Annotated in this window: 21 protein-coding genes and 1 tRNA gene; 13 read left to right on the top strand and 9 right to left on the bottom strand. The window is 38.3% G+C overall.

What is annotated here, in order from left to right; genetic code table 11:
- Window positions 1–68 precede the first annotated feature (68 nt).
- The 3 genes from uspE to HMPREF2750_RS02355 all read right to left on the bottom strand — a co-directional run bounded on the left by uspE (window position 69) and on the right by HMPREF2750_RS02355 (window position 3923).
- The gene (uspE, locus tag HMPREF2750_RS02365; protein WP_070582426.1) at window positions 69–992 is read right to left on the bottom strand and encodes a universal stress protein UspE; all 924 of its coding nucleotides are present in this window, start codon (window positions 990–992) and stop codon (window positions 69–71) included.
- A gap of 137 nt (window positions 993–1129) precedes the next feature.
- Complete coding sequence (locus tag HMPREF2750_RS02360) at window positions 1130–1903, bottom strand: FNR family transcription factor (RefSeq protein ID WP_014065394.1); 774 nt, start codon at window positions 1901–1903, stop codon at window positions 1130–1132.
- A gap of 277 nt (window positions 1904–2180) precedes the next feature.
- Window positions 2181–3923, bottom strand: a complete 1743-nt coding sequence (locus HMPREF2750_RS02355; protein ID WP_070582425.1) for a YadA-like family protein — start codon at window positions 3921–3923, stop codon at window positions 2181–2183.
- Window positions 3924–4368: 445 nt separating this feature from the next.
- On the opposite strand from HMPREF2750_RS02355, the gene mukF reads away from it, so the two are divergent.
- The 13 genes from mukF (at window position 4369) to metE (ending at window position 20137) form a co-directional block, all read left to right on the top strand.
- On the top strand, window positions 4369–5703 hold the full coding sequence (gene mukF / locus HMPREF2750_RS02350; RefSeq protein WP_049366584.1) for a chromosome partition protein MukF: 1335 nt from the start codon (window positions 4369–4371) through the stop codon (window positions 5701–5703).
- Between the two features lie 47 nt (window positions 5704–5750).
- Window positions 5751–6503: a chromosome partition protein MukE gene (mukE, locus tag HMPREF2750_RS02345; RefSeq protein ID WP_070582424.1), complete on the top strand. Its 753-nt coding sequence runs from the start codon at window positions 5751–5753 to the stop codon at window positions 6501–6503.
- On the top strand, window positions 6503–11020 hold the full coding sequence (mukB, locus tag HMPREF2750_RS02340) for a chromosome partition protein MukB (protein WP_070582423.1): 4518 nt from the start codon (window positions 6503–6505) through the stop codon (window positions 11018–11020). Before mukE ends, mukB begins: the two co-directional genes overlap by 1 nt.
- A gap of 69 nt (window positions 11021–11089) precedes the next feature.
- Window positions 11090–11962: a DMT family transporter gene (locus tag HMPREF2750_RS02335; protein ID WP_070582422.1), complete on the top strand. Its 873-nt coding sequence runs from the start codon at window positions 11090–11092 to the stop codon at window positions 11960–11962.
- A 2-nt stretch (window positions 11963–11964) separates the two neighbouring features.
- The gene (sbcB, locus tag HMPREF2750_RS02330; RefSeq protein ID WP_070582421.1) at window positions 11965–13383 is read left to right on the top strand and encodes an exodeoxyribonuclease I; all 1419 of its coding nucleotides are present in this window, start codon (window positions 11965–11967) and stop codon (window positions 13381–13383) included.
- A gap of 769 nt (window positions 13384–14152) precedes the next feature.
- Window positions 14153–14638, top strand: coding sequence for a non-heme ferritin (gene ftnA, locus HMPREF2750_RS02325; RefSeq protein ID WP_049366579.1), 486 nt, complete (start codon window positions 14153–14155; stop codon window positions 14636–14638).
- Between the two features lie 20 nt (window positions 14639–14658).
- The gene (gene ftnA / locus HMPREF2750_RS02320; RefSeq protein WP_005696114.1) at window positions 14659–15159 is read left to right on the top strand and encodes a non-heme ferritin; all 501 of its coding nucleotides are present in this window, start codon (window positions 14659–14661) and stop codon (window positions 15157–15159) included.
- Window positions 15160–15353: 194 nt separating this feature from the next.
- A tRNA-Leu gene (locus HMPREF2750_RS02315) sits at window positions 15354–15439 on the top strand.
- A 59-nt stretch (window positions 15440–15498) separates the two neighbouring features.
- Window positions 15499–16428: a tRNA 2-thiocytidine(32) synthetase TtcA gene (gene ttcA, locus HMPREF2750_RS02310; protein WP_070582420.1), complete on the top strand. Its 930-nt coding sequence runs from the start codon at window positions 15499–15501 to the stop codon at window positions 16426–16428.
- Between the two features lies 1 nt (window position 16429).
- Window positions 16430–16759: a TusE/DsrC/DsvC family sulfur relay protein gene (locus tag HMPREF2750_RS02305; protein ID WP_070582419.1), complete on the top strand. Its 330-nt coding sequence runs from the start codon at window positions 16430–16432 to the stop codon at window positions 16757–16759.
- A 199-nt stretch (window positions 16760–16958) separates the two neighbouring features.
- A complete protein-coding gene (locus HMPREF2750_RS02300; protein WP_070582418.1) occupies window positions 16959–17168 on the top strand; it encodes a TOBE domain-containing protein in 210 nt (69 codons plus the stop codon).
- Window positions 17169–17415: 247 nt separating this feature from the next.
- Window positions 17416–17676: a SemiSWEET family transporter gene (locus tag HMPREF2750_RS02295; RefSeq protein WP_049365500.1), complete on the top strand. Its 261-nt coding sequence runs from the start codon at window positions 17416–17418 to the stop codon at window positions 17674–17676.
- A 187-nt stretch (window positions 17677–17863) separates the two neighbouring features.
- The gene (metE, locus tag HMPREF2750_RS02290) at window positions 17864–20137 is read left to right on the top strand and encodes a 5-methyltetrahydropteroyltriglutamate--homocysteine S-methyltransferase (RefSeq protein ID WP_070582417.1); all 2274 of its coding nucleotides are present in this window, start codon (window positions 17864–17866) and stop codon (window positions 20135–20137) included.
- An 85-nt stretch (window positions 20138–20222) separates the two neighbouring features.
- On the opposite strand, the gene cdd is transcribed toward metE, so the two are convergent.
- The 6 genes from cdd to HMPREF2750_RS02260 form a co-directional block, all read right to left on the bottom strand.
- The gene (gene cdd / locus HMPREF2750_RS02285) at window positions 20223–21098 is read right to left on the bottom strand and encodes a cytidine deaminase (protein WP_070582416.1); all 876 of its coding nucleotides are present in this window, start codon (window positions 21096–21098) and stop codon (window positions 20223–20225) included.
- Between the two features lie 90 nt (window positions 21099–21188).
- Window positions 21189–21731, bottom strand: a complete 543-nt coding sequence (locus HMPREF2750_RS02280) for an RNA 2'-phosphotransferase (protein WP_070582415.1) — start codon at window positions 21729–21731, stop codon at window positions 21189–21191.
- 1 nt (window position 21732) lies between these two features.
- On the bottom strand, window positions 21733–22104 hold the full coding sequence (locus tag HMPREF2750_RS02275) for an SMI1/KNR4 family protein (protein WP_070582414.1): 372 nt from the start codon (window positions 22102–22104) through the stop codon (window positions 21733–21735).
- A 138-nt stretch (window positions 22105–22242) separates the two neighbouring features.
- Complete coding sequence (locus tag HMPREF2750_RS02270; protein WP_005696082.1) at window positions 22243–23055, bottom strand: ABC transporter ATP-binding protein; 813 nt, start codon at window positions 23053–23055, stop codon at window positions 22243–22245.
- A 1-nt stretch (window position 23056) separates the two neighbouring features.
- Window positions 23057–25033 carry a dipeptide/oligopeptide/nickel ABC transporter permease/ATP-binding protein gene (locus HMPREF2750_RS02265; protein ID WP_070582413.1) on the bottom strand — a complete coding sequence of 659 codons (1977 nt, stop codon included), beginning with the start codon at window positions 25031–25033 and terminating at the stop codon, window positions 23057–23059.
- Window positions 25033–25986 (bottom strand): ABC transporter permease, encoded by a 954-nt coding sequence (locus HMPREF2750_RS02260; protein ID WP_070582412.1) that lies wholly within the window; start codon window positions 25984–25986, stop codon window positions 25033–25035. Before HMPREF2750_RS02260 ends, HMPREF2750_RS02265 begins: the two co-directional genes overlap by 1 nt.
- Window positions 25987–26196 lie beyond the last annotated feature (210 nt).

The raw sequence follows: 26196 nt of genomic DNA, 5'->3' as shown, positions 1-26196 counted from the left end.
AAAAAGTGCGGTTAATAAAATGATTGTTTTTCTGACCGCACTTGTTTTAAATAAAAAGCTAAATAGGCTTATTTTTTAGATGGTTTAATGGCTAATAAATTGCAGCTTAATTTACTAATTACATGTTCAGCCGTATTACCTAATAACGCTGCAGATAAACCCGTTCTTCCCACTGTACCTAAAATCACTAATTCAGCTTCAATTTCTTTCGCCACTTCAGGAATCACCTCTTCAGGGAAACCTTCGCGTACATGGGTATGATCTTCATCAATACCAAATTTTTGACGTAAGGCTTTCATATTGATAAGGTGTTGACCACGAATGCCATTTTCATAACCTGAAGTATTAAATTCAGGTAAATCAATCGCCATATTAATTGGCGCAACAGGGTAGGCTGCCACTAAATGTACATTACCACGGTTTAAGTTTTCCGCTAAATTTATGCCTGTTGAAACTAATTCTTGATTGAATTCATCTTGATATTCTTGCTCACCGGATACATTAACAGCGACTAAAATACGGCGTTGGTGTTTCCAGTCGCCATCACGCACCATTAATACTGGGATTGGACATTTACGTAACAATTGCCAATCTACTGGTGTGAAAATCAATGAAGTGAAACTTTCTTCATCTTTAGTGTATTTCACAACGAGGTCGTATTGATTTTTTTCAACTTCTTCACGAATTGCATCCGCTTCATTGCTGCTCCATACAATGTGAGAGTCAAATTCAATTTCCGGATCAGCATATTTATCTAAATAAAATTGTACGGCTTGACGTTGTTGTTCAACGGCTGTTTTATGCATTTCACTGCGTTCTTCAGAAGAAAGAAGGGCTGACATCTCATACGATAAGTCATAAACACTCAAAAGGGTGGTGATTTTTACCTTTGTTTCATTTTGCTGTTCTTTAACAAGACGAACGGCACGAGCTAGAGCATATTGTTTTTCGTTATCAGGATTGAGTACAACAAGAATATTATTAAATTTCATAAAACCTCCAAGATATGAGATATCAATAGGATAGAAAAGATTTTAAACGATGACAAGAACCGATTATCAAAAAAGTGATCTCGTGCAAGTTTTTTTGTTTCAAATGTTAAAAAAGCGTGAAAACTCACGCTTTTAATTTATTCTGCTAATTGGATTTTGGTTTTATGTACACCGGTTAAATCAATCAATGCATTAATATCATTAATAGTAATGTATTTACCTTGAACAGAGAGTACACCGAGTTTTTGGAAACGACCAAGTAAACGACTGATGGTTTCAACGGTTAAACCAAGATAGTTACCAATATCGCTACGGGTCATGGTTAAGCGGAATTCTTTCGCCGAGAAACCACGAGCAGAGTAACGTTTTGAGAGATTGTGAATAAATGCCGCTAAACGTTCTTCAGCATTCATTTTAGAAAGTAATAAAATCATTTCTTGATCGCTTTTGATTTCACTACTCATCAAACGCATAATTTGCTGACGAAGCTTAGGCATTTTTCCAGATAAGTCATCTAAGATATCAAATGGAATTTCACATACCATGGCAGTTTCCAAAGCCTGTGCAAAACTTGGATGTTGCATATTCGTGATGGCATCAAAGCCTACTAAATCGCCTGGTAAATGGAAAGAGGTAATTTGTTCTTCACCGGCTTCGCTAATGGTATAAGTTTTAATGGTTCCAGAACGAATCGCATAAATGGAATTCAGTGTATCACCGGCTTTAAAAAGGACTTGAGATTTTTGGATGGGTTTTTTACGCTCGATGATATTATCAAGCTGATCGAGCTCATGTTCGTTCAATGTGAAAGGGATACAAAGTTGGCTAATACTGCAATCTTGACAATGGATTGCACAACCACCTGATTGAACTCTGCGTCCTGATTTGGTTTCTGAAACGAAATTCTTCATTTATTCCTCAAATCGATAAATATAGTGTAAAATTGATCTAACGCAATTATTCTACCACTAAATAGTCAATTTCAGAAGTTATCAAAGAGCAAATCAATATGGCTGCAGAAAAATTAACCAAAAAACGTTTAATACAAATTATTATCATGCTGATTATTTTAGTTAGCGCATTCGTTTGGCGATATCTATTGTAATAAGTGCGGTCAAATTTTTGATAGTTTTGAGAAGATAAAAAGAGCCACAATTTGTGGCTCTTTGTTTTTAGATTAAAATCAGATTACCATTCGTAACCTACGCCAGCACCTACAGTCCATTGACCACGAGTATCTGCTGCACCATTTACGTTCGATGACCAATGACCATTGTCAGAGTTGCGAGACGCTTTGATTGCAATCGCGCTTTCACCACGGTGGTGAGCAACCCCAGTTGATACCATGCTCTTACCATCTTTACGAGCAGATGGAGCAGAAGCGATTGCTGCAACGCCAGCAATACCAGCGCGAGTTTTACGATCAACTTTATTTACTTTATTATCAACATAACGTTTGTTTGCCGCATCAGTTGGTGCTTTTGGATCCTCAACATTAGTGATGTTTTTATTACCTGCATTAATGCCGTTCTGATTGATCTGAACGCTTGAATTATTGACAGTGTAAGAATCCGCTTTGATGTCTTTTGCTGTACTAACAGTATAAGTTTTCACTTGGTTAGCATCATCATAAGCTTCTTGTACATTAATATTGTCACCCGCTTTAACTTTTACGTCAGACGTACGCACACGAATATTATCAATACGTGTTTTGTTTTTGCCTACTTGGTCTGCAACCATATAAAGCTGGGAACCGTTAATTGCATCGGTAGATGTAGAAGAAATTTCACCTGCACCTACGTTAATAATTTGGCGTGTATGTGGCGTAATGGTTACTGTACGGCCTGGGGTTGAGTGATCCGGTGGGGTGTAAGTTTCAGTTTTGTCTGAACCAACAGAAACAACAGCTACAGGCGTGTTACCTGCAAAACCACTATATGTAATACCGTTAACTGTTGCAGTATTTTCTTGTGTTGCTGAGCGTGTAATAGTGCCAGAGCCTAAGGCAACAGAGTTATCATCTTTTGCATAAGAGTCTTTCGATAAGGCTACGCTTTTTTCGCCTTTAGCATTAGCTGAATCGCCTAGTGCAGTAGACCATTTACCTGTAGATGTTGCAGACGCGCCAATAGCAACAGCAGAGCCGCCTGTAACAGTTGAATCGTTACCAATCGCTACAGCTGAATCGCCAGAGGCAACAGAACCAGTACCTACAGCCAATGAACTTGTACCACTCGCATTCGCTTGTGAACCATAAGCATTACTGTTTTGACCACTTGCTTTTGCCGCTTGACCAATCGCAACTGTTTCGTTTGCTAATGCACTAGCTGCAGTACCAATTGAAGTAGCATTAGCTGAACTTGCAGTCGCACCAAAACCAATTACAGTTGCATTTGAAGTTGATGTGTCTGTAATTTTATTATTATTACCAGCAACAAAAATGTTTTTGCCAACGACTTCATTATTTAAACCAAATACGCTTGCTTTACTTGTGTTTTTATCTACAACAACATCTTTTTCTGGTGTACCTGTTACACGCTGAGCACCGACTTTATTATGTGCACCATATCCAAGAGAATGATCGGCATAAACTTTATTATCATCACCAACGCTTTGAGTAAAATGACCATATGCATCATTTCCATCACCAATCGCATTTGCTTGTTCACCTTTCACCACATTTTGATTACCGATGGCAGAACTTGAGCCTTGGCTTTCTTCAGCTTCAGCTGCAGGAATAGAATAGATTTGGTTTTGCTGACCAATAGCTGTATGTCCAGGACCTCTAACGTTAGTCGCCTCTATTGTTTTGTTTGCATTTACAGCGTCTTGTGTCGTGATATTCAGAATGTTTCCATCAGCAGCATTCGCTACAGCAACATTCACCCCAATAATTAATACCGTGATAGCATTAAATTTAAAATTTTTCATATGTCCTCGCTTGAGTTTCTTCTTTAATTACATTGTGTAATTAAAGAATTTCATTAGAGTAGTGTAAATATACATTAATAATTATAGGTAGCATTGAAGAATGGATTAACTATATGATTTTTAATCTCTTATTTTCCAGATATTGCAAATCTTATTTTTATCTATTCAGTAAACGATTGCGTACCTACACAAGATTATAGATAGGTTTTTTTGTATAGAAAAGTAAATAGCATGTTTATTTTGTAAAGGATTGTAAAGAGTTGTAAATATTGTTTAAATATCGCTCATTTCTAAGGTTGAAGTACGAAAATATATTTCCTTGTTTAATTTAAGGATATTTTAAACTTAAAAAGAGCGGTCAATTTGCAAGAAGATTTTCAAGATTGAGAAAAAATCCTGTATAATCTCAGAAATTTTTTGTTCAATTTTAAGCTTTTGTAACCGAATGATCGAAACCTCACAAACCATTCCTGAACTCGTCTCATGGGCGAAAGAGCGGGAATTTTCGTTAAATCTGCCGACAGAGCGTTTGGTGTTTTTATTGGCCATTGCCATTTATAACAACGAACGTTTGGACGGTGAGATGCTAGAAGCTGATTTAGTGGATATTTTCCGCCATACAGCCAATGCCTTTGACCAATCAACGGATGCGATTGCCACCCGTGCGAATAATGCTATCAATGAACTGGTGAAACAGCGTTTTCTTAACCGTTTCAGCAGTGAATTTACTGAAGGGCTTTCTATTTATCGTCTTACTCCATTAGGCGTTGGCGTATCAGATTATTATATTCGTCAGCGTGAATTTTCCGCGTTGCGTCTTTCCGTACAACTTTCTATTGTGGCCGATGAAATTCAGCGAGCATCCGATGCTGCAGAAGAAGGTGCAGCAAAAGGGGAAAATGAACACTTTTGGCGCAGAAATGTTTTCGCTCCGTTAAAATATTCGGTGGCAGAGATTTTCGATAGTATTGATTTATCACAACGCGTGATGGATGAAAATCAACAAAGCATTAAAGAAGAAATTGCCAATTTACTTACCAAAGATTGGCAGGCGGCAATTTCTAGCTGTGAACGTTTATTAGATGAAACCTCAGGCAATTTACGTGAGTTACAAGATACTTTAAATGCCGCAGGTGATAAGTTACAGGCTCAATTATTACGTATTCAAGATTGTGTAATTGGTCACGATGAGCTGTATTTTATTGAACAATTAATTACCGATTTACAATCCAAACTTGACCGTATTATTAGCTGGGGACAACAAGCTATCGATTTATGGATTGGTTATGACCGTCACGTGCATAAATTTATCCGTACCGCCATTGATATGGATAAAAACCGAGTATTCTCACAACGCTTGCGTAATTCTATCCACAGCTATTTCGATCATCCTTGGTTCTTATGGACAGCTCAAGCGGAACGTTTGGTCGATCTGCGTGATGAAGAAATGGTATTACGTGAAGATGATGCATTGGGTGAATTACCTGAAGAGTTGCAATATGAATCTTTGGCTGATTTACATGATCAAATCGTCGAACATATGCAAGGCTTATTAATTCAATACCGTGAGAATAATCGTCCAATCGATTTAAGTTTAGTCTTAAAAGAACAATTAGAAGCTTATCCACTTTCTCGTCATTTTGATGTGGCACGTATTATTGTGGATCAAGCAGTGCGTTTAGGTATGGCAAATGATGATTTAGCCGGTATTTATCCGCAATGGCAAGAAATTAACGATTATGGCGCAGAAGTACAAGCGCATGTGATTGATAAATATTAATTTCGTGGCTTATTAAAAAAACGAATTTATAAAATGAGAAATTAACCATGACAGATATTCAAGATGTAATTTCCCCGAAATTGGCAAATGCCATTGCAAATCCTATTTTCCCGGCAGTGGACAGCTTATTGCGTTCAGGTCGCCATATCAGCACAGATCAATTAGATAATCATGCTTTTTTGATGGATTTCCAAAATGAGTTAGATGGCTTTTACCGCCGTTACAACGTGGAATTAATTCGTGCACCGGAAGGCTTTTTCTATTTACGTCCGAAAGCAACGACCTTAATTGCTCGTTCAGTGCTTTCTGAATTAGAAATGTTGGTAGGAAAAGTGCTTTGCTATTTGTATTTAAGTCCAGAGCGTTTGGCACAGCAAGGTATCTTCAGTACGCAAGAAGTCTATGACGAATTACTCAACTTAGCAGACGAAGGCAAATTATTGAAAGCCGTCAATCAGCGTTCTAGTGGTTCGGATTTAGATAAACAAAAATTATCTGAAAAAGTACGTGCGGCGATTAGTCGTTTACGCCGTTTAGGCATGATTCATACCGTAGGTGAACAGCATAGCGGTAAATTTACTATTTCAGAATCAGTTTTCCGTTTTGGGGCTGAAGTCCGTTCTGGTGATGACCCGTTAGAAGCACAAGCTCGCTTAATTCGTGATGGGGAAGCAGCCACACCGCAATCCCTCGAATTGGAAAAACAAGCAAAAGCAGCAAGTTATGCTGATGACCTTGATGATGAAGAAAGTGCGGTCGAAATTGATGAAGAATTTGATGATGCAGGAGAACAAGAATAATGTCTGATGTATTAGAACTTAAAAATGAAATCTATCAAGACGAACCAGAGCAATCAACCGAACAGGTTGAAGAAGAATTTATTGCTCCTGTATTAAACCAACATAATGGGGTAGAACGTGGTAAATTCCGTTCACTCACCTTAATTAACTGGAATGGTTTCTTCGCCCGTACCTTTGATTTGGATGAATTGGTAACCACACTTTCCGGTGGTAACGGTGCCGGTAAATCCACAACCATGGCGGGTTTTGTCACAGCATTAATTCCAGACTTAACCTTATTGCATTTCCGTAATACCACTGAGGCAGGCTCGACAGGCGGATCGCGTGATAAAGGCTTACACGGTAAACTGCGTCCGGGCGTTTGTTACTCAGTATTGGATACCATCAATTCTCGTCACCAACGAATTCTCGTAGGTGTGCGTCTGCAACAAATTGCGGGTCGTGACAAGAAAGTGGATTTAAAAACCTTCTCGATTCAAGGGGTAGAATTATCCTTAAATCCGACCGCACTTTTTACCGAAACAGTCGGTGAACGTCAGGCGCGCGTACTCAATTTAAACGAATTAAAAGACAAAATTGAAAATCTTGGTGCGCAATTTAAACAATATCATTCCATCACCGATTATCACGGCATGATGTTTGATTTGGGGATTATTCCAAAACGCTTACGTAGTGCCTCAGACCGTAGCAAATTCTATAAACTAATCGAAGCTTCTTTATACGGTGGTATTTCCAGCGCCATTACCCGTTCTTTACGTGATTACTTATTGCCAGAAAACCTTGGTGTGCGCAAAGCCTTCCAAGATATGGAAAGTGCGTTACGTGAAAACCGCATGACCCTTGAAGCAATTAAAGTTACCCAATCTGACCGTGATTTATTCAAACATTTAATCACCGAAACCACTAATTATGTGGCATCAGATTATATGCGTAATGCCAATGAACGTCGTGGCAATATCGAAGCGGCTTTAGGTTTCCGTCGTGATTGGTATAAAGCAAAAGCTGAGCAAGAATTATCACAACATCGCTTAATTGACTTAAGCCGTGAAGCTGCAGAATTGGCAGAAAATGAACGTACTTTAGAAGTAGATCACCAAAGTGCGGCAGACCACTTGAACTTGGTATTAAATGCGTTACGTCATCAAGAAAAAGTATCGCGCTATCAAGAAGATGTGGCTGAGCTTACAGAAAAATTAGAAGAACAAAAAATGGTTGTGGAAACCGCAACCGAACAGCTTGAAGAAAGCCAAGCACAATTTGAGCAAACTGAACTTGAAATTGACCAAGTACGTGCGCAACTTGCAGATTATCAACAAGCATTAGATGCACAACAAACCCGTGCATTGCAATATCAACAAGCGATTGCCGCGCTTGAAAAAGCGAAAACCTTATGTGGTTTAGCCGATTTAAGCGTGAAAAATGCGGAAGATTACCAAGCTGAGTTTGCTGCTCATGCAGAAAGTCTGACCGAGCAAGTGCTTGAGTTAGAACATAAGATGTCTATTTCTGAAGCGGCAAAATCACAATTCGATAAAGCCTATCAGTTGGTATGTAAAATTGCTGGTGATATGCCACGTTCAAGTGCTTGGGAAAGTGCTAAAGAATTATTGCGTGAATATCCAACACAAAAAATTCAAGCACAACAAACTCCTCAATTACGCGCAAAATTACATGAGTTAGAGCAGCGCTATGCTCAACAACAAAGTGCGGTTAAATTATTGGCTGATTTTAATCAACGTGCTGATTTATCTTTAGAAACCGCTGATGAACTTGAAGCATACCACGCTGAGCAAGAAGAACTCATTGAAAGTTTGAATGAAGAACTTGCTGAGCAAGTAGAAAACCGTTCAACCTTGCGTCAAAAACGTGAAAGTTTGACCGCACTTTACGAAGAAAATGCTCGTAAAGCACCGGCTTGGTTGACTGCTCAAGCCGCTTTAGAACGCTTACAAGAGCAAAGTTGTGAAACATTTGAACATAGCCAAGATGTGATGCATTTTATGCAATCACAATTGGTGAAAGAACGTGAGCTGACTATTCAACGTGACAATTTAGAGAAACAACGTCAACAATTAGATGAGCAAATTTCTCGTTTAAGCCAACCAGATGGTTCTGAAGATGCTCGCTTGAATGTGCTTGCAGAACGCTTTGGCGGTGTATTGCTTTCTGAATTATATGATGATGTACCAATTGAAGATGCACCTTATTTCTCGGCACTTTATGGTCCTGCACGTCATGCTATTGTTGTACGAGATCTCAACACGGTACGCGAACAATTAGCTAATTTAGAAGACTGTCCAGACGATTTATATTTAATCGAAGGTGACCCAAATGCCTTTGATGACAGCGTACTTTCAGCCCAAGAGCTTGAAATGGGCGTTGTGGTGCAAGTGTCTGATCGTGAATTGCGTTATTCCAAATTCCCACAAATTCCATTGTTCGGCCGTGCTGCACGTGAAAAACATTTAGAAGAATTACAAGCTAAACGTGATGAAATTGCGGAAGAATACGCACAAATCGCCTTTGATGTACAAAAATGTCAACGTTTACACGAACACTTTAGTCAATTTGTTGGCTTACATCTAGCGCTTGCGTTCCAACCAAACCCAGAAGAGGTGATGGCGGAAATCAATCAAGAACGTAATGAAATTGATCGTGAGCTCAATCAATTCTCAAGCACCGAACAACAAATTCGCATTAAATTGGATAATGCCAAAGAAAAAATGCAATTGTTGAATAAGTTAATGCCACAGCTTAACTTGCTCGCTGATGAAGAATTACTTGATCGCATTGAAGAATGCCGTGAACAACTAGATATTGCAGAACAAGATGAAAGCTTTATTCGTCAACATGGCGTTGCGTTGTCACAATTAGAACCGATTGCCAATACTTTACAAAGCGATCCAGAAAACTATGAACGCTTAAAAGCCGATTTAACCCAAGCAGTTGAACGCCAAAAACAAGTACAGCAACGTGTATTTGCTTTAGCGGATGTGGTGCAACGTAAAAATCACTTCAGCTATGAAGATGCAGGGCAAGCGGAAACATCAGAGCTTAATGAGCAACTTCGTCAACGTTTGGAACAATTGCAGTCACAACGTGATGCTCAACGTGAACAATTACGTCAAAAACAAAGCCAATTTGCACAATACAATCAAGTATTTATCCAATTGCAAAGTTCTTATGACAGTAAAAATCAGTTGTTGAAAGAATTAATTGCTGAGATTGGTGAATTAGGTGTGCGTGCTGATGAAGGGGCAGAGGAACGTGCAAGAAATCGCCGTGATGAGTTGTATCAACAACTTTCAACTAGCCGTCAACGTCGTTCTTATGTTGAAAAACAATTAACACTCATTGAAAGCGAAGCGGAGAACTTAAATAAACGCATTCGCAAAGCGGAACGTGATTACAAAACTCAACGTGAATTGGTTGTAGCTGCGAAAGTCAGCTGGTGTGTGGTTCTGCGTTTATCTCGTAATTCCGATGTAGAAAAACGACTCAATCGTCGTGAGTTAGCTTATTTATCTGCTGATGATTTACGTTCAATGTCGGATAAAGCCTTAGGTGCGTTACGTACTGCGGTAGCAGATAATGAATATCTCCGCGATGCATTGCGTATTTCTGAAGATAGCCGTAAACCGGAAAATAAAGTCTGCTTCTTTATTGCTGTCTATCAACATCTTCGTGAGCGTATTCGTCAGGATATTATTAAAACGGATGATCCGATTGATGCAATTGAGCAAATGGAAATTGAGCTTAATCGCTTAACAGAAGAATTAACTGGTCGTGAGAAAAAATTGGCGATCAGTTCTGAAAGTGTGGCGAATATTATGCGTAAAACCATTCAACGTGAACAAAATCGTATTCGCATGTTGAACCAAGGTTTACAAAATATTGCCTTCGGCCAGGTAAAATCAGTACGTTTAGTGGTCAATATTCGAGATACACATGCGATGTTGCTTGATGCGCTGTCTGGTAAACAAGAAGAATATCAAGATTTATTCAGTGATAATCGTATTACCTTCTCAGAAGCCATTGCGAAACTTTATCAACGCATTAACCCGCATATTGATATGGGCCAACGCACAGCACAAACTATCGGTGAAGAATTATTAGATTACCGTAATTACCTCGAGTTAGAAGTTGAAGTCTTTCGTGGTGCTGATGGCTGGTTACGTGCTGAAAGTGGCGCATTATCGACAGGTGAAGCGATCGGTACGGGTATGTCAATCCTATTAATGGTTGTACAAAGCTGGGAAGAAGAAAGCCGCCGTATTCGCGGTAAAGACATCGTGCCATGTCGTTTACTATTCTTGGATGAAGCGGCGCGTTTAGATGGTAAATCCATTTCCACCTTGTTTGAACTTTGCGAACGTTTGGATATGCAATTACTTATCGCAGCACCAGAGAATATCAGCCCTGAAAAAGGCACAACCTATAAATTGGTGCGTAAAATTGCCGGAAACCAAGAGCAAGTTCATGTGGTTGGTTTGCGTGGCTTTGGCGCAACAGAGTAGTTTTTTAAAGCGGTCAAAGCAATTGGCCGCTTTTTTCATTGTTATTTTTATGAGAATTTAGGACGAATTATGCACAACCTTATTTTTGCCATTCTATGTAGTGTTGCCGTATCAGTGTTACTCAAAGTTGCGCGCAAGAAAAATATCATTATTGAACAAGCAATAGCGTTCAACTATATCGTCGCCATTTCATTAAGCTATTTCTTACTCAAACCTGATTTCAAAGGATTAGAATTTACCGAATATCTAGCACAAAGTGATAGCACACCTATTTTCCTGGCGTTAGGAATTTTATTACCAACCGTATTTATCATTATGTCTAAAGCAGTTGAATTTGCGGGTATCGTGCGTTCAGATGCAGCACAACGCTTATCGTTATTTCTACCGATTGTTGCCTCTTTTATTATCTTCCATGAAACATTAAGTCAGCCAAAAATCGTTGGCATTATTTTGGCATTCATTGGTCTATTCTGTATCTTGAACAAATCAAATGAACAAAGTGCGGTCAGTTTCAAAGGTATTTTAGGCTTAATCGGTGTTTGGTTTGGTTATGGCACCATTGATATCTTATTCAAACAAGTGGCCAAAAGCGGGGGAGCATTCCCAACCACATTATTCATTGCTTTCTCATTAGCCGCTTGTGTCATGTTCCTGTATTTATTCCTAAAACGTACTCAGTGGACAGTGCCAAGCTTTATTGGTGGAATCATTTTAGGTGTATTAAATTTCTTCAACATCCTGTTTTACATTAAAGCGCACCAAAGCTTCGGACAAAACCCAACTTTAGTTTTTGCGGGAATGAATATTGGTGTTATTTGTTTAGGCACCGTCACCGGCGCATTTTTCTTTAAAGAAAAAATCAGCAAAATAAACTGGTTTGGCGTTCTTATCAGTCTTTCAGCAATTTTCTGTTTATATTATTTAGATAAAATTTTGGCTTAATTATGGCAAACGATTTTAGTTTTTTTATCTACGATTACGAAAGTTTTGGTATCAATCCGGCAAGTGATCGTCCAGCTCAATTTGCTGGTATTCGTACCGATGCAGATTTCAATATCATTGGTGAGCCTATTATGTTGTATTGCAAGCAAACTAATGATTATTTACCCGTTCCGGAAGCCGTAATGGTCACAGGAATCACGCCACAAGAATGTAATGAAAAGGGGATTCCTGAACCTGAATTTGCCGCAAAAATTTTAGCTGAGTTTTCACAACCTAATACTTGTGTGATGGGTTATAACAACATTCGTTATGACGATGAAATGACGCGTTATACCTTTTACCGTAATTTCATTGATCCCTACGAGTATAGCTGGAAAAATGGCAATTCTCGGTGGGATTTACTGGATTTGGTCAGAGCTTGCTATGCACTGCGCCCAGAAGGAATAAATTGGGCTTATGATGATGGTATGACAAGCTTTCGCTTAGAAAAACTAACCAAAGCAAATGGTATTGAGCATGAAAATGCCCATGATGCGATGGCGGATGTGTATGCAACTATTGCCATGGCTAAATTAATCAAAGAAAAGCAGCCTAAATTATTTCAATTCTTCTTTGAGCATAGAGGTAAAAAGGAAATTGAGAAGCTAATTGATACCGCGGAAATGACACCATTAGTGCACGTTTCAGGTATGCTAGGGAATTATCGCGGCAATTGTGCTTGGGTGGCACCATTAGCATGGCATCCAACTAATCAAAATGCTGTAATCGTTTGTGATTTATCAGGTGATATTGATAATTTATTCCGTAAAAGTGCGGTTCATTTGCGACAAGATTTATATACCAAGAAAAGTGAGCTTGAAGAAAGGGGAGTTTCATCAGTTCCATTAAAACTGGTTCATATTAATAAATGCCCAATTTTGGCGCCTGCAAAAACTTTACTGCCGGAAAATGCGGCTCGTTTGGGGATAGACAGACAACATTGCTTAGATAATTTAGTAAAATTGCGTCAATCCTTAGATATACGTGAGAAAGTTATTGAAATTTTCTCAGAAGAGCGCGAATTTGAGCCAAGTGATAATGTAGAAACAGAACTTTATAACGGTTTCTTTAGCAATGCCGATAAAAACAATATGGCTATTTTACGCGATTTACCGCCTGAAAAATTAGCTGAGCATGGTTTAGCATTTGAAGATAAACGAATTCCTGAATTATTATTCCATTATCGTGCAAGACATTTCTATAAAACGCTAAATCGTGCAGAGCAAATCAAATGGCAAAAATATCGCCAACGTAAATTAGAACAAAGTGCGGTTAAATTTGAAGAAAGTTTACAACGGTTAGCAGAGGAATATTCGGATAATCCAACCAAACTAAATTTACTGCAACAGGTTTATGAATACGGAGCAAAACTGTTATCTTAATCTTATACATATCGTGACATAGTCACACAAATACCATTCATCAAAAACGTAAATCTTAATCCCTGAGATTTACGTTTTTCTTTTTTAAATCTGATGGTATTCACCTCATAAAATAACGCAGAATTCACGTAGCGTTGTCATTATTTGATACATATAAACTTCTTTATTTTTTCCTTACATAACAACTTTAGAGTGCATAAATCATTATTTAATCTTATTGCAAAGTGTTGCGAGACTAGATTTCGCATCGTTTGAATGGTATCCGTGACCTGTGCATAACTCTGTGATCTTATTAATACGTAGCCTTTACTAACCTTGTAATTGATTTCGCATAATGTATATTATGTTAAATTAAATATATAAATATGTCACAAATCAATATAGGTGACTATCCTATTTCATGCATTACTCAAAATAAGGTGATTTTGGGATTATGGATATAAAAGAAATAAATGTATGTCTTTGTGATGGAATAATTAAATTGGAATGAAATTTTGAGATAACGCTACGTGAATTCTGAATACAATTGCGTACATCAATTCTGCAGATTTCATCATTCTTGATCTGATAATGAGAATTTATTTTACATATGTTACATAAATGAGAATAATTAACATTTATTTCTCCTTTATTATTAGTGGCTTATAAAAAAATATTTAAAAAAACACTTGACCATTCTCATTTGCGAGATTAGAATGCACACCGATGACAAGTTAAGCAGTCTTGTTTTTATTTTTAATCTCTACTTAATAAGGAAAGGAGTTGGTTTATGCTTAATAAAGCAATCGCAGATAAGTTAAATGAACAAATCAATTTAGAGTTCTACTCTTCTAATGTTTATTTACAAATGAGTTCTTGGTGTAGCAAACACGGTTATGAAGGTGCTGCAGCATTTTTACTTCGTCATGCTGATGAAGAATTAGAACACATGCAAAAATTATTCAAATATGTGAGTGAAACAAGTGGTATGCCACTTTTAGGTAAAATTGATGCACCTAAAAATGACTACAAATCACTTAAAGAAGTGTTTGAAACCACACTTGAACACGAAAAATTCATTACTTCTAAAATTAATGAATTAGTTGAAGTAACATTTGCAAACAAAGACTATTCTACTTTTAACTTCTTACAATGGTACGTTGCAGAACAACACGAAGAAGAAAAATTATTCAATAGCATTATTGATAAATTTAACTTGGTGGGTGAAGACGGTCGTTCGCTTTACTTTATCGATCGTGATTTAGCAACATTATAATTTTAAAAGGAGAATACAAAATGTTATCATCAAACGTAATCAAATTATTAAATGATCAAATGAACCTTGAGTTCTACTCTTCAAACCTTTACTTACAAATGAGCGCATGGTGCGAACAAAACGGTTTTGAAGGTGCAGCTAAATTCTTATCAGCTCATGCTGCAGAAGAAATGCAACACATGCGTAAATTATTTACTTATTTAAATGAAACAGGTGCATTAGCGGTAATCACAGCAATTGAAGCGCCTGCGCATGAGTACAAATCATTAAAAGAAATCATTGAATTAACTTATGAACACGAAAAACTGATCACAAGTAAAATCAATGAATTAGTGGGTAAAACTTTTGAAGAAAAAGACTACTCTGCATTCAATTTCTTACAATGGTATGTTGCAGAACAACACGAAGAAGAGAAATTATTCAGCGGTATTTTAGACAAATTAAATCTTCTTGGCGAAGATGGCAAAGGCTTATTCTTAATCGATAAAGATTTAGGTAACCTTGCTGGTCAAACTGCTTAATTAGATAATCATAAAGCTTAGTAGAAATACTAAGCTTTTATTTTACTCATAAATTGTGACAACGTATCAAATTATTTTAAACTTCCCTTTTATCTTTGAATACAAGTTGATGAAATTTAAAACAACCACACGTTTTTAATGAAATTTTACTTGCAACGAAGTAAGATAAACGTATAATTCAGAACAGCTCAAATGCCTGAGTGGCGAAATTGGTAGACGCAGCGGATTCAAAATCCGCCGGTGAATAACTGTGTCGGTTCGAGTCCGACCTCAGGCACCACAGAATTTATAAGCTCTGAAGTTGATTCAGGGCTTTTTTATTAGCTAAAGTAAATCAATATGACAGAACAAAACCAAGATAAAAAACAGACTTATAATTTCAATAAATTGCAAAAACGTCTTCGCCGTAATGTAGGCAATGCAATTGCTGATTTCGGTATGATTGAAGATGGCGATAAAGTGATGGTTTGTCTTTCTGGTGGCAAAGACAGCTATACACTGCTTGATATTTTGTTGAATTTACAACAAAGCGCTCCGATTAAATTCGATATCGTTGCTGTCAATTTAGACCAAAAACAGCCTGGTTTTCCTGAGCATGTTTTACCTGAATATCTGCAAAGTATTGGTGTGGATTATAAAATCGTTGAAGAAAATACTTATGGCATCGTGAAAGAGAAAATTCCAGAAGGCAAAACAACGTGCTCTCTCTGCTCTCGCCTACGCCGTGGTATTTTATACCGTACGGCAACTGAACTTGGCGCAACAAAAATTGCACTTGGACACCATCGTGATGATATGCTGGCTACCCTATTTCTGAATATGTTCTACGGTGGGAAACTAAAATCGATGCCACCGAAATTAATTTCAGATGACGGCAAGCAAATCGTGATTCGTCCATTGGCTTATTGTAAAGAAAAAGATATTGAAAAATATGCCGTAGCCAAAGAATTCCCAATTATCCCTTGTAATTTATGTGGTTCTCAACCTAATTTACAACGTCAAGTGGTGAAAGAAATGTTGAATACTTGGGACCGTCAATATCCAGGTCGCTTAGAAACCATGTTTAGCGCAATGCAAAACATTACGTTGTCACACTTATGTGACCCAAAACTCTTTGATTTCAAAGGCATTAAACATGGCCAATCACTTGATGGCATTGAAGGGGATACCGCATTTGATGAAGAACGCATCGAACCAATGAAATTTGATGATGAAGATGCGTCTGACTACTCCGATACTGAAATGATCAGCTTTAAAGAAGTGAATTAATATGATTACCGTACAAGGAAAACAAATCGAAACCGACGCCTTTGGCTATTTACTTAATATTGCTGATTGGAATGAAGATGTAGCAAAACACATCGCTCACCTAGAAGATGTAGAACTGACTGACGCTCACTGGGAAGTGATTTATTTTGTGCGTGATTTCTATCAAGAATATAACACCTCCCCTGCGATTAGAATGCTGGTAAAAGCAATGTCAGAAAAATTAGGTGCCGATAAAGGTAATAGCCGCTATTTGCAACGACTCTTCCCTGACGGACCAGCTAAACAAGCAACCAAACTGGCGGGTCTGCCCAAACCAGCTAAATGCTTATAAAATAACGTAACCGCACGATAAAGTGCGGTTATTTTTTTACTTAAATTCTAGTCAAATGGATTAATTACGCTTACGCGTTAAGCAAAGAAAATGCTGAGCAAATCTTAAAAGTGTTATCACCTATTAAGTAGTATTTTCAATTTATATATTTATCTATATAATGTCTACTCTTTTTAACTTAAACATAAGGAAATGCTAAATGAAAATTAGTGCAAGAAACCAACTTAAAGGTACTGTGAAATCAATCGAAGCTGGTTCTGTGAACGCAATCGTACACATTGATATCGGTAACGGTAACGTAATTTCTTCTACCATCTCTATCGATGCAGTAAAAGAATTAGGTTTAGCAGTTGGTAAAGAAGCATATGCGATTATCAAAGCAACTTCTGTAATGGTTGGTGTTGAATAATCTCAACTAAACTGTTCAGAATTCTCTATAACCGCGCTTTAAAGTGCGGTTATTTTTTTTGTCTTTTTTCTCCCAATTCTCTTCATACTCTCCTCAAAATTCATTTTATCCTTAACTAAAGAAATAACCTTTATGCAATTTCTTCATTTGTTGACTTTTGATTAAATACATTATAAAATATACATTTATTATCAATTTTTAGTTAATAATCTAATTTAGAATTATTTTGTTAAACTTAGGAGAGCAAATGACAAACCAACGTTTTATTACCATTTTAGGCTATGTCGCAACATTTACTTCAGTTTGTATGTATGTTTCTTACTTGCAACAAATTGGTCTAAATTTATCTGGTCAAAAAGGTGGCTGGTTACAGCCTTTTGCTACGACAATCAACTGTAGTTTATGGGTAGCTTATGGCTTGTTGAAAGAAAAACGCGATCTGCCTATTTCATTAGCAAATGCGCCTGGTGTCGTACTTGGCTTGATTACTTTCGTTACCGCCTTATAACACTATAAAACCTCATACAAAAAAGACCGCACTTTTTAGAAATTTTAAAGTGCGGTCTTTTTATTTATTAATTTAATTCATTTAAAAGCTGAAAATTATGAAGTTGTGTAATCTTATTTTCTGTTGCATTCTATAAACGAACAGACGTTTAGACGTCTAAACCCATAAAACAATAGAAGGATTAATTATGACAACATTTCATTTGGCTGGATTTCCGCGTGTAGGCGCAAAGCGTGAACTTAAATTTGCTCAAGAGCGTTACTGGCGTGGCGAAATTGCGGAAGCGGATTTATTAGATATTGCAAAAAGATTACGTAAACTTAACTGGCAACACCAAGCCAAGGCAAATGCCGATTTTGTTGCAGTGGCTGATTTCACGCTTTATGATCATATTTTAGATTTACAAGTGGCAACAGGTGCGATTCCTGCTCGCTTTGGTTTCGATAGCAAAAATTTAACACTCGATCAATATTTCCAATTAGCGCGTGGTAATAAAACCCAATTTGCGATTGAAATGACAAAATGGTTCGATACCAACTACCATTATCTCGTACCAGAATTCCATAAAGAGACACAATTTAAAGCAAACCCAGCACATTATGTAACACAAATTCGTGAAGCTAAAGCGCTTGGGTATCAAGTTAAACCAACAATCGTTGGACCACTCACCTTCCTTTGGTTAGGCAAAGAAAAAGGCACTGCATTTAATCGATTTGATTTATTAGCAAAACTCGTGCCGGTTTATGTTGAAATCTTAAATACGTTAGCTGCGGAAGGCGTAGAATACATTCAAATTGATGAACCCGCTCTCACCTTAGATTTACCGGCAGAATGGATTGCTGCTTATAAAGCGGTTTATGCCACTTTTGCAGAACAAGTGAAAGCGAAATTATTGCTTGCGACTTATTTCGGTTCTGTGGCAGAACACGCTGATTTGTTAAAAGCCTTACCTGTAGCAGGTTTACATATCGACTTAGTACGCGCACCAGAACAACTTGCTGCCTTTGTGGATTATGACAAAATCTTATCTGTAGGCATCATTGATGGCCGTAATATTTGGCGGGCAAACTTGAATCAAGTGTTAGATGTGGTTGAACCATTAAAAGCGAAATTAGGTGATCGTTTGTGGATTGCGCCAAGCTGCTCTCTCCTTCATACACCTTATGATTTAGAAGTTGAAACGCAACTCCAAGCAAATAAACCTGAACTCTATCAATGGTTGGCTTTCACGTTACAAAAAATTCAAGAATTACGTATTATTAAGACCGCACTAGAACAAGGTCGTGAAGCCGTTCAAGCCGAATTAGCTGCATCTCAAGCCGCTGCGGATGCACGTAAAAACTCGCGTGAAATTCACCGCACTTGCGTGGCAGAACGCTTAGCAAATCTACCGAAAAATGCCGACCAACGTAAATCGCCATTTGCGGAACGCATTAAATTACAAAATGCATGGTTAAATTTACCACTTCTGCCAACCACGAATATTGGTTCTTTCCCACAAACGACAGCCATTCGTCATGCTCGTGCAGCCTTCAAAAAAGGTGAACTCAGCTTATCTGATTATGAAGCTGCTATGAAAAAAGAAATTGAATTTGTTGTACGTGAGCAAGAAAAATTAGACTTAGATGTATTGGTACATGGCGAAGCAGAACGTAACGACATGGTGGAATATTTCGGCGAACTACTTGATGGTTTTGCTTTCACCAAATTCGGTTGGGTACAAAGTTATGGTTCACGTTGTGTAAAACCACCAGTGATTTATGGTGATGTCACTCGCCCAGAACCCATGACGGTACGTTGGTCACAATATGCTCAAAGCCTAACAAATAAAGTAATGAAAGGCATGCTGACAGGTCCGGTGACGATCTTACAATGGTCTTTCGTGCGTAACGATATTTCTCGTGAAATAGTCTGCAAACAAATTGCGGTAGCGCTTTCTGATGAAGTATTAGATTTAGAAAAAGCAGGTATCAAAGTGATTCAAATTGATGAGCCGGCTATTCGTGAAGGTTTACCGTTAAAACGTGCAGATTGGGATGCGTATTTGAAATGGGCAGGCGAAGCCTTCCGTTTAAGTTCAATGGGTTGCCAAGATGATACCCAAATTCATACGCACATGTGTTATTCCGAATTTAACGACATTCTACCGGCTATTGCAGCCTTAGATGCCGATGTCATTACTATCGAAACCTCGCGTTCTGACATGGAATTACTCACCGCATTTGGTGATTTCAAATACCCGAATGATATTGGTCCTGGCGTATATGACATTCATAGTCCACGCGTGCCTGCAGCAGAAGAAATTGAACATCTTCTTCGCAAAGCATTACAAGTGGTGCCGAAAGAACGTTTATGGGTAAACCCAGACTGTGGTTTGAAAACGCGCGGTTGGCCAGAAACGATTGCTGCACTAAAAGTGATGGTTGATGTCACGAAAAAATTACGTGCTGAATTAGCGTAAAATCAGTAAAAAGAAAGGCGAACATGAGAGATTATCTCTATTCGCCTTTTCTTTTAGTGCAAAAATAATTAATTTTTGACCGCACTTACAGGCTAATATATTCCATTTTCACCTTACAGAGGCTCTTCAATAACTGCTCTGCCATTTTGCGGTGACTTAAACGCAACGGTTTCTCTGCAAATACCACTCGCTCAATTTTGGATACATCCAATTGATTTAAGTAAGCAAAATTAATCGCTGTTTGCATCGCTGGTAAGCTTGGGTTAAATGCCGCATTTTCTGCATATCGACCACAAATCATTTCCCCATTTTTAAATAAAATGCCTACACCGTGAGGGCTTTTAGAATAAGGTGAATGTGCTCGGTTTGCGCCTAAAATTGCTTTATTTGCCACTTCATCTTCCGTCGTCAAAGTAAAACCTTGTTCTTCTTTGTTTAATAGAAGCAAATCAACGCCTAAATCTTTCGGGCCAAAGCTATCGGGTAAATATTGAGGAAGTGGATTATTTTGGCTGTGTGGCAAATGGATCTTCAAATCTTGCGCTTGATAAAGCTCATTCATAAATTGACGGCAGTGACCGCAAGGCGTGTAATTCACCACGATATCCGTGATGCGAGGTTCATTACGTAACCATGCATGGCTAATCGCACTTTGTTCAGCATGGATGGTTTGAGCCATGCTACTGCCCTGAAATTCTTGATTCGCCCCAAAGTAAAAATCACCACTTTCACCAATCGCAATCGCTCCAACATGAAATTCTGAAATGGGTGTATGGCTATAACAAGCTGCTACGGGCAAAAGTGCCAAACCTAATTGAACAGGCGTAAGCATAAATTCATTACAAATTGACCGCACTTTTTCTGCCGGTAAAAAACCTTTCCATTCTTGTTCTTCTAACGCAGAAAGAATCATATTTGAAAGCGGCGAATCGGCTAATGCTTGTTTAATTTTTTGTTGCATGTTAAATCTCCTTATTTTTATATGCCCATTTTACGATATTTGGAGAAACTCCACCGTAAAATGATCACATAATGCAAATATGCTTAATCATTAATTATCTTTTATAAACTCAGGCGAAATGTAATCAGATAACCAGACTTTTTCATTACCTATATAAAACTTAATGCCTTTAGATTGAGCTAATTCTGTATCAATTATCAGAAGAATTGTCTCTCCTTTTTTTCTATCCCCAACCAATTTTGCTGTCTCAACATCTTCAGATAAATGTACATATTGACGAGACATCGGCTTCAATCCATTTAATTTAATATTATCTAAATAATTTATACTTGTCCCATGGTATAAATACTTTGGTGGATAACCAATTTCTTTAGAAATTCTCATTGGAATTGAATGCCCGTAGAAAGCTCTTATTTTTCCATTTTTAATCTCATGTCTTTTCTTTTCCGATAAGTCGATCATTTTAACTAAATCGTCTTCGGTTAACATATTCCATTTTTCATCACTATTTCTCAATGATGAAATTAATTGTTTGACAGAAACCCAACCTTCAGAATCCAGTTCTAGTTCATATTCCCATGGGGCATGACGAAGCGCATAGGAAACTTCTTTACTTAAATTTAAATAGTCCATTTTAATACTCTTTTGCACTTTTGATTTCTTCCGCTAACCACTCATCAAAATCCTTACATTCATATTTATTATCTTTATTACCAAGATCATGAACATAAACTCTCGGGTTTCCAGAATAATCCGTCAATTTAAAACAAGCTGCCCAATCGCCATCTCTAGCAAATGCAATTAAATCAGCCACACCTGTAAGCTCTTCAATAGCCTTGCTATAAAGATAAACATTATCCTCAAACTCAGAATCCTCAAACCACCAAGGAAAATATTCCAACTCATTTATCTTTTCCATATTACTTGATAAATCAATATAAGACTGAGGAAACTTAAAGTTTTCAGGTAATTGTTCTTTGGGATATAAATTAAATTTAGTTTGCATAATTACTCCACAATTATGATTCATCTGTAAAAATAAGTAATCTTTTATCTAAGTTTTCAAGTCTATGCAAGAAAAATCATAAAAAAATAACCGCACTTTAAAGTGCGGTCATAAACTAGGATGTTTTATTCATTCGTTTTATAACAACGATGGTGCAACACCGAGTAATTTTCGGGTGTAGTCCACGGTTGGGTGGTTGAAAATATCTTCAGTGCTACCCGTTTCCAAAATTTGACCGCCGTACATCACGACAATACGGTCAGATACTTGGCGTACAGTTTGGATATCGTGAGAGATAAACACCATGGCAAGATTGAGTTCTTTTTTCAAATCCGCCAATAAGTTTAATACCTGAGCACGAACGGATACGTCTAATGCAGAAGTTGGCTCATCCGCAACAATCAGTTTTGGATTCAGCGCTAAAGCACGTGCAATCGCCACACGTTGCTTTTGCCCACCCGATAAACGAGTTGGCTCAACTTGTGCTGCAGAACGAGGTAAACCGACGCGAGAAAGCAAGTCATACACACGTTTTTCCCGTTCGTGTGGTTGTAACACATTGTGAATATCCATTGGGTCACGCAAAATATCCAACACTTTCATACGAGGATTCAGCGCGGTTGCTGGGTCTTGGAAAATGACCGACACTTGGCGACCGAATTGTTTTCTCGCTTCTGAGCTGCCATATTGCATTTGTAAACCGTTGAATTTCACTAAACCAGATGTCGGTTTAAGAAGTCCAATGATTACGTTGGCTAGGGTAGATTTTCCGCAGCCAGACTCCCCAACTAAACCAATGGTTTCCCCCGCTTTAATGCCAAGACTCACATTGTTCACCGCAGTGAATTTTTTACGTCCAAACAATGAACCGTCGCGAGAAGGAAATTGCACCACGATATTTTCTAAATCGATGATGTTTTGTTCTTTAATGACTTTAATACTACTGCTCATATTATGCTCCTTTCGCTTCCGTTACAGGCTCAGCTAGATGAGAAGCCCACAAGTGAGACGGTTCGCCTTCCACTGAGGTTAATATCAATTTTTGATCCGGATTTGCATCTGGTCGTAATGAACGACTTGCAAAACGGTCACCTACAGCAAAATCGTAAGGTGATGGTACGCTGCCCGGAATTTGATATAAACGTTTCGCACGGACTTCGGTTGAAAGTACAGAACCCAATAAGCCACGGGTATATTCGTGAGTTGGATTAGCAAGCAATAAGGATGTTGGTGCCATTTCAACCACTTGACCTGCATACATTACCGTAATGTGGTGAGCTAATTGTGCAACTAATGCTAAATCATGGCTGACAAACACCATCGCAAAACCAAGTTTTTCACGTAATTCATTCAATAATTTCACTACTTCAGCTTGAACGGTTACGTCTAAGGCGGTTGTTGGTTCATCGGCAATTAATAATTTCGGTTCACGAGTTAATGCCATTGCAATCACCACACGTTGACGTTGACCACCAGAAAGTTCATGCGGATAACGGTTCAACACTTTTTCTGGATCAAGGTGTACCCATTCCAACAATTTTTCTGCGGTATGATGGCTACCACGTTTAATGAGCTGTGCCATTTGATCTTTAATACGCATTGATGGGTTTAATGCACTTAAAGAGTCTTGGTAAATCATCGCAATTTCAGAACCACGCAATTCACTTAGATTGTTAGCGTTAAGTAAACTGTGTTGTTTTCCACTACGGTCTGTGAAAAGCACTTCCCCAGTAATTTTCGCTGTTTTTGGTAACAAGCCCATGATAGAGAATGCTGTAATGGATTTACCACAACCAGATTCACCTACTAACCCCATGGTTTCCCCTTCATTTACGGTAAAGCTGATGTTATCCACTAATGGGATTTCACCATAACGATTCGGGAAACGAATAGATAAGTTTTTCACTTGTAAAATCGGTTTTGCATTTGGATTTAATTGCATACGATTCGTACGGGTGATTTCTTTTTCATGTAATTTGAGTAAGTAACGTTTTAATGCAAGACCTTCAGCAAGTGCTTCTTGTACGTCGGTAGAGAGACGTTCATCTGATTTGCTTTCTGGTTTTTTACCACCTTTTAAGCGCGGGTTAACCAAGGCATCGGTAAGACCTTCTGCTAAGATATTTAAGGCTAATACAGTTAAAAGAATCATCACACCCGCAAAGGTTGTCGCCCACCATGCACCGTTTAACACGATGTTACGACCTTCAGAAAGAATGTTACCCCATGAAGGATGTGGGGGTTGTACACCTGCGCCTAAGAAAGAAAGTGAGGCTTCGAATACAATGGCATCTGCCACCATTACGGTCGCGAAGACTAAAACCGGTGCAGCGGTATTACGTACAACGTGTTTGAGAAGAATATAAGTACGGCTACCTCCAATAACGCGTTCAGCACGCACATAGTCTTCATCCCATTGTGATACCACATTTGCACGCACCACACGAGCAAGTTGCGGGGTATAAACCACAGCAATGGTGATAATAATAACCGGCACTGAGTTACCAAAGGTGGCTAATAACACTGCCGCTAATGCGATACCTGGGAAGGCCATTAAAATATCCATTAAGCGCATGATAATTTCATTGCCCCATTTCTCGGATGTGGCTGCAGTTGCACCTAAAACACTACCGAAAATAATGGCGCAAGCTACCGCACCTAAACCGATAAATAAGGACGTTTGGGCACCGTAAACAATACGAGAGAAAATATCACGACCAAGTCGATCAGTCCCAAACCAATATTCTGCACTTGGAGCACGCATACGTGCGATCACTTCTAATGGATCATGTGTTGCTACCCAAGGGGCAAATACCGCCACTAAAGCAACGAAAACTAAGAATAATAATGAAATTTTTGATGCGGTGGAAAGTGCTCGGAATCTCGCACCGCTTGCAGCTAATCGATCTGCTAAACCTTGACGAAACATTATAGACTCCGAATTTTAGGGTTAATCAACACATAGAGAATATCAACGATAATATTCACTAAAACGAAGGTAAAAGCGATTGTCAGAACCACACCTTGCACTAAGTGTAAGTCATGGTTGACGATACCGTTAAAAATCAATTTACCCATGCCCGGTAAGTCAAAGATTTGTTCAATAACTACCGCACCACCAAGTAAGTAACCTACACGTAAACCTAATACAGTCACAGGTGTAATTAAGGCATTGCGTAATACATTGTGACGAATAACGGTTGCATAAGGCACACCGTTACCAATCGCGGTTCTCACATAATCTTTATCCATTTCTTCTACCATGGTTGTACGCACCACACGAATTAATGACGCACATACTGGCACGGCAAGCGCAAGAGATGGCAAAATCATGGAATTGATATACCCCATTGGGCTTTCGCTGAATGGCACAAAACCACCAGAAGGCAACCAATCTAATTCCAAAGAGAACCATTGAATAAGTAAGATACCTAACCAGAATGATGGTGTCGCAACCGCTGCAACAGAGATTAAACGAATCACTTGGTCTACCCAGCTATCACGATAAAGCGCGGCTAGTACACCTAATGAGAAAGAGACTACTGCCGCAAACACCACGCCAATTAAGGTAAGCTGTAAAGTGATTGGGAAAGATTTCGCTAGCATGCTACTGATTGGTAGTTCTGGTGGCATAGTCACACCAAAATCTAATACAAGTAAATTACCTAATAAGCGAAAATATTGAACAAAGAGTGGATCATTTAAGCCGTGTGATTCGCGGTAAAGTTGTTTTGCCGCTTCACTAGCACTTTCGCCCAATGCCACCGTAGCAGGATCACCTGGTGTGAATTGAAGCACCACAAAAACGAGTGCTGTTACACCAAGAATCATGACTGGCAAGGCCATCAATCGGCGTAACAATAACCGAAGTATCATTTCCATCTGACTTCTCCTATTCTAGCCTGAGAAATTCGTTAGCCTCAAAAATGAAGCAAAACAATCAAATTCAAAAACAAAATGAGTTACAGTAATCATAGTGTTCAGCCTAAGCCCTGTCAATCCAAGTACATAGAGCAAAATTCAAATCTGTGATCGGCTTCACAAAGATTTTTTTGAAATGAAATTGAGAGAAAAAATGATTGAAAAATAGAG

It is taken from the genome of Haemophilus sp. HMSC066D02 (assembly GCF_001810545.1).
Taxonomy (GTDB): Bacteria; Pseudomonadota; Gammaproteobacteria; order Enterobacterales; family Pasteurellaceae; genus Haemophilus_D.
The sequence above is the reverse complement of the archived record's forward strand: the minus strand, read 5'-3'. Positions and strand labels throughout refer to the sequence as shown.